Here is a 12,745-nt window from a genome sequence, read left to right as displayed (position 1 = left end):
CTTTAACGTCTAATTGGTTTCTGTTGTCTCATGAGATTTCGCTGAATCTCATGAGAATCACAAAAAACTATAAAATCCACGCAATTGCGTGGATTTTTCGTATTAGGGTGCTCAGAACGTTTCCCAGTTGTCTGTTTCTGAAGCTATCTTTTTGGACACCACGTATTTTTCGCCATTATTCCTCTCCCTCTGGCGACTAACACGTTTTTCTGAGGTCATGTGTGCGGCTTGTATTCCTTCCTCATTCAGACTGAACACGCTCACCATATCCTGGAGTACACGAGACTGCTCCTGCATTGAAGAGGCAGCTGCAGCTGACTCTTCAACGAGCGCGGCATTTTGCTGTGTGGTGGTATCAATCTGTCCCATCGCACTGTTGATTTGGGCAATCCCATCACTCTGCTCCCGACTCGCTTGTGCGATTTCCTCAATCAGTTGAGTCATGTTCTGGACGTTGGAAACAATTCCCATCATGCCAGCATCTGCTTTTTCAACCAGATTGCGGCCAGAGGCAATACGGGAGACAGAATCATCGATCAATTCCTTAATTTCACGGGCAGCTGACGCACTGCGTTGTGCCAGTGTTCGGACTTCTCCAGCCACCACAGCAAAACCACGTCCGGATTCACCCGCTCGCGCAGCTTCTACTGCTGCATTCAGCGCCAGAATATTGGTCTGGAAGGCTATACCATCAATAACCTGGATGATGTCCGCCATTTTTGATGAGGAATCGTAAATTTCCTGCATCCGGGAAGACACTTCACTCATAACGGCGCCATTCTGTTTCACGACAGAGGCTGTCTCACTCACGTAACGATGCGCCTGCGCCGTGTTTGCTGCAGTATTGTTAATAGTTGCCGTCAGCTCTTCCAGCGTCGAGGCAGTCTCTTCTACCCCTGCCGCTTGCTCTTCCGTGCGAGAGGCCAGATCGGTGTTACCACTATTAATTTCAGCCGCGGCTAACGCGATGCTGTCGGCCCCTTCACGAACCTTGCGTACCGTATTACGCAGACTCTCTGTCATTTCCCTCAGGGAGAGCATCAGTTGTCCAGGCTGGTCTCGGGATTCCACTTTTACGTCGATACCCAGATTACCGGACGCCACTTCCCGAGCCACATTAACGGCTGACAGCAATGGGCGAGTTATCCCACGTGTGATAAACCACGCTAACAGACTGCCGACGACAATAGCGATGACGCCAAGAACAATCAGAGCCTGAATTGCCGCCGAGCCATTCTCCTGAATGGACCCACTGGCTTCATCAATTTGTGCTTTATCGTAATTTTCCAGTGCTTTTACGCTGCCGGAATAGACCTCCATGGCGGGAATGAGTTTCTGGCGAATAAATGCATTGGTGGCATCACCATTCCCTTGTTCACTGATGCGAATCGCCTCATTGCGGATATCGATGTACAGCTTTCTTTTATCTCCCACGGTCGCCAGGAGTGACTTACCCGTATCAGAGACAATTAATTCTGCCAGTTCCTTCTGAATGGCACTCACCCGCTCTGACATTACCTTCATCTTTGACTGGGCAAATTTTTTAATTCCATCATCAGAGGAAGTCAGTACAGATAGCCCCATCGCACCATTATAGTCAATTGCCGCCCCCCACGCCCCCGTGAGTCGCTCCAGCACCAGCAACCTGTCCGTAATAGCATGGGTTTCTTTCAATATGCCATTTAATTTAACGATCCCTGTTACAGCCATAATAACGACAAGGGTGAGAACAATACTGAAGCCAACTCCCATTCGGGTACCAACACCAAAATCATTTATTTTCATTTGCTATCTCATACAAAAAAAGTCACCTTTTCCCTGCCACCCGTTGAAAAAACCAGAACAATGCCGGGAGCGTTCGACTTAAGGGCGGAGTCAAGCTAACATATTGAAATTGATCATGTTTTAAACATGTGCCAGCGTATCTATCGGCAGAAAGGGAGAGGACTTTAACGTAACCATTCTCTTAGAAAAACATTGACATTGTGAAACGAGACAGGAAATCGCGTGTAAAATAAACCGTATCATGTTGTTTTTTAATTGAAAAAGACAACTCAATTTTTATCGCATAATTTCATACCGGAAACAAAAGAATAAAAAAACAACAACCGATTCCATATTAATCTAAAGATACCCCCTCAACCCACTTCCATTAATTGCATGAAAAATAGTTAACATTGATACTAACGTGGGCCGATAAAAAGAAATCACCACTATTATTAAACGACAGGCTTTAATCCATTGAAAGTTTCAGAAAGGATAGACTGATATTTTTACTCCACAGACCTGAATTGATGATATTTTGTCCCCCTACGTATAGCGTACATTTGGTGTTATAAGTGAACACGGATTCGGCGATATTGTTCAGGCAATGAAACTCACCACTAAATATGAGTATGGCTATAACGAATACAAACCACGTTCAGCACAGAATTATTTGACATCACCTGGGTTTATAACAATGTGTAAAACAGGGTTTCAATCCTTTGGTTCGATAACATCGTTTCAGTGTCTGATTCTCTGGACTGAGATCCCAGGCTGTTCGTCTGGCATGTCAGGTCAAATGTTGACTGCTTCAAAAAAATTACCGTTTTTGTTATATTGATGCTTACTGATTATCCACCTCCGCGGTGCCAAAAAGAACAAGATTCACCGCAACCCAGGACAATAAAATGTTAGATTACCGCTTCCCGACAGCTTTGCAGATGGTTCTCAGCGTAGCGATGGCGGAGCAATCGGGTGAACGTTCGACAAGTGCAATTCTGGCCTATGGTCTGGAAGCAAATCCGAGCTTTATTCGCAAATTAATGGTTCCGCTCACGCGTGACGGTATCATCGTCTCAACGCTTGGTCGCAACGGTTCTATTCATCTTGGTCGCCCGGCGGAAGAGATCACCCTGCGTGATATCTACCTTTCTGTTATTGAAGATAAAAAGCTATGGGCATCGCGTCCTGACGTACCGGCTCGCTGCGTGGTCAGCGCCAACGCTTGCTGGTACTTCAAATCTATCGCCGATGAAGCGGAGCAAGCTTCGTTAGAGGTATTAGCTCGCCATACCGTGGCAAGCGCGCTGGAGAAGGTCAAAAAAGCCGATACCAGCGGGTGCGATCCGGTCCCTGAGATTGATACCCAGTCTAAAAAAGCGCATTAATTATTTCCTTAACTGCAAAAAACCGCCTTAACGGTGAAGGCGGTTTTTTGTTATGTGCAATTCCTTAAGAAACCGGCAAAACATCCCTTATCGGTTTACCGCGCGTAACGAACTTACGCAGCGTCACGTAAAACACCGGCGTCAGGAACAGACCAAACAGCGTCACGCCCAGCATCCCGGAGAAGACCGTGATCCCGGTGACGCCGCGCACTTCTGCGCCCGCGCCGTGGCCGAGGATCAGCGGAATAGTCCCGGCAATAAAGGCGATGGAGGTCATCACAATCGGACGTAAACGCAGGCGGCACGCCTCCAGCGCGGCTTCCATAATGCCTTTGCCCTGAATTTCCAGCTCGCGGGCAAACTCTACGATAAGAATGGCGTTTTTACAGGCCAGCCCCATCAGCACCACCAGTCCCACCTGCACGAACACGTTGTTATCGCCACCGGTCAGCCAGACGCCAAACAGCGCGGAGAGCATGGTCATCGGGACGATAAGGATCACCGCCAGCGGCAGCGTCCAGCTTTCATACAGCGCCGCCAGGACCAGAAACGCCAGCAGCACCGCGACCGGGAAGACGATCAGCGCCGTGTTGCCCTGCGTCGCCTGCTGGAAGCTCAGATCCGTCCATTCAATGTTCATCCCGTTCGGCAGGATCTGCTTAGACATCGCGTCCAGCTGCGTCATCGCCTGTGCAGACGAAAGCACGCGCGGGTCGGCATCGCCAATCAGATCCGCCGCCGGGTAGCCGTTGTAGCGGATTACCGGATCCGGCCCGTAGGTGGTCGTGATTTTCACCATACTGCCAATCGGCACCATTTCGCCCTGACTATTGCGGGTGCGTAAATTCGCAATATCTTCAACGCTGTCGCGGAACTGCCCGTCGGCCTGCGCCATCACGCGCCAGGTACGGCCGAACTGGTTGAAGTCATTCACGTACGACGAGCCCAGATAGGTTTGCAACGTACCGAAAAGATCGGTCAGCGACACGCCCTGCGCTTTCGCCTTGTCACGGTCGACCTGCACGTCCAGCTGCGGAACGTTAGCCTGATAAGTTGAGATCGGAAAATGCATTCCCGGCGTCTGCATAATCGCACCGGACATGGTATTCACCGCGTTTTGCAGCGCACCATAACCCAGACCTGCGCGATCCTGGATATACAGCGAATACCCGGAGCCCTGCCCCAACCCTAATATCGGCGGCGGCAGAATGGAGAAGCCAAAACCTTCCTGAATTTGCGCGATTTTCGCGTTAATCTCCGCGTTTATTTCCGCCGCAGTATGTTTGCGCTGGTCGAACGGCTTCAGGCCAAAGAAGACCGTCCCGGTATTCGGCGTATTGGTGAACTGCAGCGCGTTCAGCCCCGGGAACGCCACCGCGTAATCCACACCTTCGGTATTCATCCCTATTTCGCTCATTTTGCGGATCACCGCGTCGGTGCGCGCCAGCGACGAACCTTCCGGCATCTTCACGCCGCCAATCAGGTACAGCTTATCCTGCGTCGGAATAAACCCGCCGGGCACCGCTTTAAACATGACGCCAGCGGCACAGAGCAGCAGCAGATACACCACAAATACCGAGCCGCGTCGTCCCAGCGTTTTGCCCACCAGACCCTGATAGCCGTTCGAGCTGCGGTGGAAAAAGCGGTTAAACGGACGGAAAATCCAGCCGAACAGACGATCGATAAGCCGGGTCGGGAAATCTTTCGGCGCGCCGTGCGGTTTTAACAGCAGTGCCGCCAGCGCCGGAGAGAGCGTCAGCGAGTTAATGGCGGAGATGACCGTGGAAATGGCGATCGTCACCGCAAACTGCTTGTAGAACTGCCCGGTAACGCCCGAGAGAAACGCCATCGGCACAAACACCGCGCACAGCACCAGCGCAATCGCGATGATCGGCCCGGACACTTCGCGCATCGCCTGATGCGCCGCCGCAAGCGGAGCAAGCCCCTCTTCTATGTTTCGCTCGACGTTTTCCACCACCACGATGGCGTCGTCCACCACGATACCAATGGCCAGCACCAGCCCGAACAAACTCAGGGTGTTCAGCGAGAAGCCTAGCAGGTAGAGAATGCTGAAGGTACCCACCACCGAAACCGGCACCGCGATCAGCGGAATGATCGACGCGCGCCAGGTTTGCAGGAACAGGATCACCACCAGCACCACCAGCACCACCGCTTCCAGCAGCGTTTGCACCACTGCACGGATCGAATCGCGCACGAAAACGGTTGGATCGTAAGGTGCCGCCCACTTCATATCTGCCGGGAAGCGCGTGGACAGTTCGTCCATTTTCGCGCGTACCTCGTTAGACAAATCAATGGCGTTCGCCCCCGGCGACTGGAAGATACCAATCCCGACCGCGTCTTTATTGTTCAGCTGGGAACGCAGCGCATAGCTGCCGGACCCCATTTCGACACGCGCCACGTCGCGCAGGCGGACGACCGTACCGTCCTGCGTCGTTTTCAGGACAATATTGCCAAACTCTTCTTCGGTATGCAGACGGCCCTGGGCGTTAATGGAGATCAGGAAATCGCTCTCTTTCGGCAGCGGCTCGGCACCAAGCTGCCCGGCGGACACCTGAACGTTCTGCTCCTGCATCGCCGTCACCACGTCCGACGCGGTCAGTCCGCGGGCCGCCACCTTGTTGGGATCCAGCCAGACGCGCATCGCGTACTCGCCCGAGCCGAAAATCTGGATCTGGCCGACGCCTGGCAGGCGCGCCAGCTCGTCCTTCACCTTCAGCGTGGCGTAGTTACGCATATACAGGGAGTCGTACTTACCGTTGGGCGAAAACAGATGCACCACCAGCGTCAGCGTCGGGGACTGTTTCTGGGTGGTAATGCCCAAACGCCGCACGTCTTCCGGCAGACGCGCTTCGGCCTGCGCGACGCGGTTTTGCACCTGCACCTGCGCCTGATCCGGGTCGGTTCCCGGACGGAAGGTGACGGTGGTCACCAGCACGCCGTCGGAGCCCGCGACGGACTTCATGTACATCATGTTCTCAACGCCGTTAATCGCCTCTTCCAGCGGCGTCGCCACGGTCTCGGCAATCACTTTCGGGTTGGCGCCGGGGTACTCCGCGCGCACCTGCACGCTTGGCGGCACGACGTCAGGATATTCGCTCACCGGCAGCAGCGGGATGGCGATTAACCCGGTGATAAAAATCAGAATCGACAGGACGGCGGCAAAAATCGGCCTGTCGATGAAAAAGCGGGAAAAGTCCATGGGTTGGATTCTCAGGTCAAGGGATCAGTTGAGGGCGCTGCTGGCGGTCATGGCAACGGTTTTGGCGTTAACCGGCATCCCCGGCATAAACACTTTTTGTAAGCCCTCGACGATGACTCTGTCGCCAGGGTTCAGTCCCTGCTGCACGATGCGTAAGCCGGCGGCGAGACGCCCCGGCGTAATATCACGACGCTGTGCTTTACCCTCTTTATCCACGATATACACGTACTTACGATCCTGATCGGTCAGCACCGCTTTGTCGTCGATCAGCGTGGCTTTGAATTCCGCGCTACCCGGCAGGCGTACGCGGGCAAAAAGTCCCGGTGTGAACTGACGCTGCGCGTTATCCAGCAGCGCGCGCATACGGATGGTGCCGGTACTCGGCGTCAGCTGGTTATCCAGGAAGTCCACTTTGCCCTGATGGGGATAGCCCTCCTCGCCCGTCAGGCCAATCTCAACCGGCAGCGCCGTGTGATGGCTGGATGCCCCCTGCCCGCTGCGGGCCAGATTTTGATAGTGGAGATAGGTTGACTCGTCCACGTCAAAATAGACGTAAACCGTCTTCTGCGAGACCACCGTGGTGAGGACGCTGGCGCTGTCGCCCGCAGTCACCAGGTTCCCGCTGGTGATCAGCGCCCGGCTGGCGCGACCGTCAATAGGCGCGGTGACTTTGGTGAAGTCCAGATTCAGCTGCGCGGCGTCAACCGCCGCCTGGGCAGCGCGAATATCGGCCTGCGCCTGGGTGGCAGCCGAACGGCGCTGCTCCCACTCTTCGCGGGATACCACATTCGTGTTGACCAGTTTATCGGTGCGGTTTGCCTCACTTCGCGCCAGGCTTGCCTGCGTTTTAGCTCTTGCCAGGTTCGCCTGCGCCTGTTCCAGCGCCGCGCGATAGGTTCGGTCATCAATCGTGAACAGCACCTCGCCCTTTTTCACTTCCTGACCGTCGGTGTAATTCACTTTATCAATGTAACCAGAGACGCGGGGGCGTAGCTGTACGCTCTCCACCGCTTCAATCCGACCGTTAAAGCTATCCCACTGGCTAATGGATTTTACGACCACGTCAGCAGCACTGACGGCGGGCGCAGGCGGCGCGGCGTTTTGCGCGACGCTGTTATCACATCCGACAAGCAACATAGAGAGCAACATCGCCCCCAGCGCGCTCGGATAAACATTACCCCAGGTTTTTTGCAGGCTCATTATTTTTATTCCGGTATTGGTAGCCGCCGGGCAAGACGCTGCGGGAGACGCCGCGCCACCTCCTTTGTCCGGTAGCTGACTTAAGGCCATTTGTGTCGTTCATCGCCACAAAACTGTAACAGTTGCAAATACACTATCGCGGCGATTGTAGGAAGGCGCTTAACTAAGTGCAAGAATAATTGTTGCACTTTATGTGCTATTTGAGCGGATGTGAAAAGACCTGTTTCAGGTAGGGATTTAAATGTAACAATAAAACTTGCAATTATTTTCAAAAGGAGCCACCTTTAAATGCAACAGATAAAGATGCTTTTTGATACGCAGCCCGGGGGAAGTGAGATGAACACTGGCGCATTTATTCACGATTTACTCGACTGGATCGACAACAACCTTGATAACCGCCTGGACATCGACACCGTTTCCAGACGAGCCGGTTATTCGAAATGGCACCTTCAACGCATTTTCAAAGAACATACGGGTTATCCCATCGCCGGGTATATTCGCGCGCAAAAGCTGCGAAAATCGGTTGAACGCTTAACCCACAGCGACGAACCGATTTTGAACGTGGCGATCGCGTTGGGCTTTGACTCTCAGCAGTCATTCAACCGCAGCTTCAAGCGTCAGTATGGTCAGGCTCCCGGCGCATGGCGCCGCAATGCCGGTTGCCCGTTGAGTAAACGCCAATGTCAGTAATGCCTCTATCGTGGGTCAGGGCCACTGCGAATACCTCTACGCCAGCCTGATGAATTGATTGACCCTCTCTTCGCTGCTTATTGTCACGACTCACCGCCCGTTTACTGGCGGTCAGAGGCGGGACAGTCTCTGCGGCAGGGATAAGAGCGCTTCCATCTGCGTCTGTGCTGTTGACTTATTCTGTAAAAAGATTACTTTTCAGGACATGAAGAAGATACTCATCATTGTCCCCGATGGCGGTATGCTGTTTGAATCCGCTGGTATTGCCGACATTCTGATGCAGGCCAATCGCCTGCATCCGGAAGGTGCTACGGACATCTGTTACCAGGTGCAGCTAGCAACAACTCAACCGCATCAGGTGATCCATGGTCAGTCCGGTTTAAATTTACTGGCAGATCATCGTCTGCATGAAATTGACCCTCGTGAGCCTCTGGATACCATCATTATCACCGGCAGAGGTCAAAATCCGCAGGAAGGGATTGCAGTGGTTGACTGGCTGCGCCTTGCCGCTCCCCATGCCCGTCGCATTGCATCCATTTGCGGCGGCGCGATGCTGCTGGCGCAAACCGGTCTGCTGGACGGCAGACGAGCCACCACCCACTGGAAGCTACTGGAAACCATGCAGGCAGAATTCCCTCAGGTGCGCGTCGAAGGCGGTCCGCTTTACATTCAGGACGAACACATCTGGACGTCAGGCGGAGTCAGTTCCGGCTTTGACCTGACGCTTGCCCTGGTTGAAGAGGACTACGGCTTCAGTCTGGCACGCGACATCGCTCAGGACTTCGTCATGTACCTGCGCCGACCCGGAGGCCAGTTGCAGTTTAGCCGCTATAACCTTCAGCAGAGCAGTACCCAGGGCCCCATTAGCGATCTACAGGCCTGGCTGCTCGAAAACCTCACCGCCGACCTGAGTGTGGATAAACTGGCGGCAAAAGTCGCCATGAGTCCGCGTAATTTCACCCGCGTGTTTACCCGGGAAACCGGCGCTTCGCCGGCCCGTTACGTCGCCGAAGCCCGTCTGGCTGCTGCACGACAGCGTCTGGAGCAGACCAACGAGACGCTGGATCGTATCGCTGAACAAACGGGATTTGGCAGCAGCATTAACCTACGGCGACTGTTTGAAAAACAGCTCCAGCTCACGCCGGGAGAATATCGTCAGCGCTTTCACTGTCGTAAAATGGCGTAAAGTGATCCTTTTTTGTCATTTACGCCAACTGATGACCGACCTACATTACCTTCAGAGACAACAGATAAGGAGTTGATCATGGTAAAGGTCGGTATTAACGGTTTTGGCCGTATCGGACGCAACGTACTGCGTGCAGCGCTGGGTAACCCGGATATTCAGATTGTGGCAATCAACGATCTGACAGACAGTAAGACACTGGCGCATCTGCTGAAATACGATTCGCTGCTCGGAAAACTCGATGCCGACGTCACCGCCGGTGAAGGGCAGCTTGTCGTTGACGGTAAACCCATTACCGTGTTCAGCGAACGCGACCCCGCCAACATCCCATGGCGTCAAAGCGAAGTTGATATTGTTATTGAAGCAACCGGCTTCTTCACTGACCGCGACAAAGCAGCGGTGCATATCCACAGCGGTGGCGCAAAGCGCGTGATTATCTCCGCCCCCGGTAAAAACGAAGATTTAACCATCGTGATGGGCGTTAACGATGGCCTCTACTCCCCGGATAAACACGTCGTGGTCAGCAACGGTAGTTGCACCACTAACGGTCTGGCACCTGCCGCGCAGGTTCTGCACCAGCATTTCGGTATTAAGCATGGTCTGATGAACACCACCCACGCCTATACCAACAGCCAGGCGCTGCATGACCAGCCAGAAAAAGACCTTCGTGGCGCTCGCGCCGCCACACTGTCGATTGTGCCTTACTCCAGCGGTGCCGCGAAGGCGCTTGGCAAAGTCATTCCTGAGCTGGATGGTCGTTTGACCGGTTACTCGCTGCGCGTACCGGTTCCGGTGGTTTCCATTGTCGATCTAACCGTAACGCTTGAGCGGGATGTGACGATTGAAGAGGTCAATAATGCGTTTCGTGAAGCCGCCGCAGCGGGACCACTGAAAGGGATCCTCGGTTACAGCGATGAACCACTCGTCTCAAGCGACTACCAGGGCGACCCGCGTTCTTCCATTATCGACGGCCTGTCGACGCTGGTGATTGGCGGAAATATGGTCAAAATTCTGGCGTGGTATGACAATGAATGGGGATTCTCCAACCGCCTCGTCGACCTGGCACTGTTGATGGCAAGGCGTGAACACTAATCCCCTGCTCTCGCATTCCCTCAAAATCCACGCCTGGCGTGGATTTTTAATTGCTGCCGCTTACCTGGCGGTGCAATCTGGGTGAACAGCCCATCAGACGTTTAAAGATTTTACCAAACGCACTATCAGACTCGTAATCCGACGCGTTGGCAATCAGTACGACGATGTCTCGGTATTTTTCAGACGATCGCAGGCCAACAACATGCGCTAACGCATAGGGTAGTCCATCGACATGCTGCCCACATTTTCTTTGAAATGTTGGGCAAAACTCGTCGCCAGGGGAAATCAATATCACGTCGGCTATGTGCCATGAGCGGACGTTGCTGATAGTAATTAGTACGGATGTTATTCAACTTCCGGGTTACAGACAGGTTGCCCCGATATGGGATTAAAGGGGTGAGACGGACTCAACAACATGCTGGAAAACGTAAGGATCAGAAAGTAGTTCAAATTCTTCATCATCCGGGTAGGTGACGGCCACATGATAGTTTTCTCCAGCAAACGCCTTCACCGACTGGAGATCCTGCCAGTAGGTAGCAAGAAAAAAATGTTCCCAACCACCCTGCGTTTCTCTGCGAACAAACGCGCCTATGTTTCCTGGGATGCTCTTTGAATGCTCTACTCCTGTTTTCTCCAGATGCATAGCAAAACCATCCGCATGTTCAAGTGGAACGCAGCCGTGCCAGGTTCTTACAATCATTGGTTTTATCTCCTGTTATGAGAAATATAACTTTATCACCAACAGGTATTTCATGGTGTAGTTAATGAAGAGTATTTCTTCTGATAGCGAGTTTTCAGGCGCTTCTGACCTTCGTTTATCGTTCATAGCAGTCCTGAGGACCAGTCAGTCTATCCTCTGCGAGCCAACAGCAAACGTGAACGTGTTATATAAGGCGAAGGCGGTACTTGCATGAATGCCATTTGAAATGACAACCTGCAGAATCCGATCTCTTTTGTGGCCTGCATAATGCCAGACCCAGCATTTTTGATAGCTGTGTAGTTAATGCGTTATCGAAAGCCTTTAAAAAGGTATTTTGCCAGGTTGATCACTTTTGTTTCTCTTGTCGTATGTATTATTGCTGTGGTTCAACTATTAAGAATAGAAAAAGAACCAGAAACATTTCGAATATAGTTTATCCATAATATTAACAATTGATAGTATTAAAACAACACTCCATGAAATGGGATATTTTTATTTCTCATAGACGAGAATTTACATATCATGATATAATGTAAGAGGAAAAGCACGCAGGTTATTAACCTGTATGCTTTGTGATTAAATTTTCGAGGGGACTATTCCAGTGGGACGTAAATGGGCCAATATTGTTGCTAAAAAAACGGCTAAAGACGGTGCAACATCTAACGTATATGCAAAGTTCGGTGTAGAAATCTATGCCGCGGCTAAACAAGGTGAACCAGACCCAGAATTAAACACATCTTTAAAGTTCGTTATTGAACGTGCAAAACAAGCACAGGTCCCAAAACACGTTATTGATAAAGCCATTGATAAAGCCAAAGGTGGCGGAGATGAAACGTTCGTGCCAGGGCGTTATGAAGGCTTTGGCCCCAATGGTGCAATGGTTATCGCTGAAACGTTAACGTCGAATGTTAACCGTACGATTGCTAATGTCCGCACAATTTTCAATAAAAAAGGCGGCAATATCGGCGCGGCAGGTTCTGTCAGCTATATGTTTGACAATACTGGCGTGATTGTATTTAAAGGAACAGACCCTGACCATATTTTTGAAATTTTGCTTGAAGCTGAAGTTGATGTTCGCGATGTAACCGAAGAAGAAGGAAACATCGTTATTTATACTGAACCTACAGACCTTCACAAAGGAATTGCAGCGCTAAAAGCAGCAGGTATTACTGAATTCTCAACAACAGAATTAGAAATGATTGCTCAATCTGAAGTTGAACTTTCACCAGAAGATTTAGAAATCTTTGAAGGTCTTGTTAATGCCCTTGAAGATGACGATGATGTTCAAAAAGTCTATCATAACGTTGCAAACCTCTAATTAAGAATGAAAGGAATCTGCCATTATGGCAGGTTTTTAACCTTATCACGTTGTTATAACGAAGCATATTTAGCCAGGTATCAGGGATAGTGTCCATCGACCCGTTGGACTCACCGTTCAGAACAGACCCGTCTCCCTGGTACCAGACTGCAGGTCGCACAAAGGGCACCCGTGATGGGTCCCCTTTGTA

General features: G+C 51.9%; 9 protein-coding genes. 5 read left to right on the top strand and 4 right to left on the bottom strand.

Annotation, left to right across the window (positions count from 1 at the left end; genetic code table 11):
* Nucleotides 1–111 precede the first annotated feature (111 nt).
* Nucleotides 112–1,785 (bottom strand): methyl-accepting chemotaxis protein, encoded by a 1,674-nt coding sequence (locus JTI98_RS14245; RefSeq protein WP_044328840.1) that lies wholly within the window; start codon nt 1,783–1,785, stop codon nt 112–114.
* A gap of 887 nt (nt 1,786–2,672) precedes the next feature.
* Here JTI98_RS14245 and JTI98_RS14240 point away from each other — a divergent pair.
* Complete coding sequence (locus tag JTI98_RS14240) at nt 2,673–3,152, top strand: Rrf2 family transcriptional regulator (protein WP_044257678.1); 480 nt, start codon at nt 2,673–2,675, stop codon at nt 3,150–3,152.
* A 64-nt stretch (nt 3,153–3,216) separates the two neighbouring features.
* Here JTI98_RS14240 and oqxB read toward each other — a convergent pair whose 3' ends face one another.
* Nucleotides 3,217–6,372 carry a multidrug efflux RND transporter permease subunit OqxB gene (oqxB, locus tag JTI98_RS14235; RefSeq protein ID WP_216081403.1) on the bottom strand — a complete coding sequence of 1,052 codons (3,156 nt, stop codon included), beginning with the start codon at nt 6,370–6,372 and terminating at the stop codon, nt 3,217–3,219.
* 24 nt (nt 6,373–6,396) lie between these two features.
* Entirely contained in the window at nt 6,397–7,572 is a 1,176-nt protein-coding gene (locus JTI98_RS14230) for an efflux RND transporter periplasmic adaptor subunit (RefSeq protein ID WP_044263763.1), read from the bottom strand.
* A gap of 336 nt (nt 7,573–7,908) precedes the next feature.
* Here JTI98_RS14230 and JTI98_RS14225 point away from each other — a divergent pair, with 336 nt between their 5' ends.
* The 3 genes from JTI98_RS14225 to gap all read left to right on the top strand — a co-directional run bounded on the left by JTI98_RS14225 (nt 7,909) and on the right by gap (nt 10,537).
* The gene (locus JTI98_RS14225) at nt 7,909–8,262 is read left to right on the top strand and encodes a helix-turn-helix domain-containing protein (protein ID WP_044263774.1); all 354 of its coding nucleotides are present in this window, start codon (nt 7,909–7,911) and stop codon (nt 8,260–8,262) included.
* Nucleotides 8,263–8,467: 205 nt separating this feature from the next.
* Nucleotides 8,468–9,448, top strand: coding sequence for a GlxA family transcriptional regulator (locus tag JTI98_RS14220; protein WP_043000461.1), 981 nt, complete (start codon nt 8,468–8,470; stop codon nt 9,446–9,448).
* Between the two features lie 78 nt (nt 9,449–9,526).
* Nucleotides 9,527–10,537: a type I glyceraldehyde-3-phosphate dehydrogenase gene (gene gap / locus JTI98_RS14215; protein WP_216081402.1), complete on the top strand. Its 1,011-nt coding sequence runs from the start codon at nt 9,527–9,529 to the stop codon at nt 10,535–10,537.
* A 388-nt stretch (nt 10,538–10,925) separates the two neighbouring features.
* Here the strand turns inward: gap and JTI98_RS14210 are convergent, their stop codons facing one another.
* Nucleotides 10,926–11,237 (bottom strand): hypothetical protein, encoded by a 312-nt coding sequence (locus JTI98_RS14210; RefSeq protein ID WP_043000459.1) that lies wholly within the window; start codon nt 11,235–11,237, stop codon nt 10,926–10,928.
* A gap of 601 nt (nt 11,238–11,838) precedes the next feature.
* Between JTI98_RS14210 and JTI98_RS14205 the strand changes: the two genes are divergently transcribed.
* Nucleotides 11,839–12,555, top strand: coding sequence for a YebC/PmpR family DNA-binding transcriptional regulator (locus JTI98_RS14205; RefSeq protein WP_043000457.1), 717 nt, complete (start codon nt 11,839–11,841; stop codon nt 12,553–12,555).
* The last annotated feature ends 190 nt before the right edge of the window (nt 12,556–12,745 follow it).

This window comes from Citrobacter sp. MGH 55, assembly GCF_016906145.1.
Taxonomy (GTDB): Bacteria; Pseudomonadota; Gammaproteobacteria; order Enterobacterales; family Enterobacteriaceae; genus Citrobacter_A; species Citrobacter_A amalonaticus.
Note: the sequence above shows the minus strand (reverse complement) of the source record. Positions and strands in the feature narration are given on the sequence as shown.

Excerpts from the sequence above, each read along its gene's own strand:
- JTI98_RS14245 (WP_044328840.1), bottom strand. The coding sequence starts at position 1,785 with ATGAAAATAAATGATTTTGGTGTTGGTACCCGAATGGGAGTTGGCTTC.
- JTI98_RS14240 (WP_044257678.1), top strand. The coding sequence starts at position 2,673 with ATGTTAGATTACCGCTTCCCGACAGCTTTGCAGATGGTTCTCAGCGTA.
- oqxB (WP_216081403.1), bottom strand. The coding sequence starts at position 6,372 with ATGGACTTTTCCCGCTTTTTCATCGACAGGCCGATTTTTGCCGCCGTC.
- JTI98_RS14230 (WP_044263763.1), bottom strand. The coding sequence starts at position 7,572 with ATGAGCCTGCAAAAAACCTGGGGTAATGTTTATCCGAGCGCGCTGGGG.
- JTI98_RS14225 (WP_044263774.1), top strand. The coding sequence starts at position 7,909 with ATGAACACTGGCGCATTTATTCACGATTTACTCGACTGGATCGACAAC.
- JTI98_RS14220 (WP_043000461.1), top strand. The coding sequence starts at position 8,468 with ATGAAGAAGATACTCATCATTGTCCCCGATGGCGGTATGCTGTTTGAA.
- gap (WP_216081402.1), top strand. The coding sequence starts at position 9,527 with ATGGTAAAGGTCGGTATTAACGGTTTTGGCCGTATCGGACGCAACGTA.
- JTI98_RS14210 (WP_043000459.1), bottom strand. The coding sequence starts at position 11,237 with ATGATTGTAAGAACCTGGCACGGCTGCGTTCCACTTGAACATGCGGAT.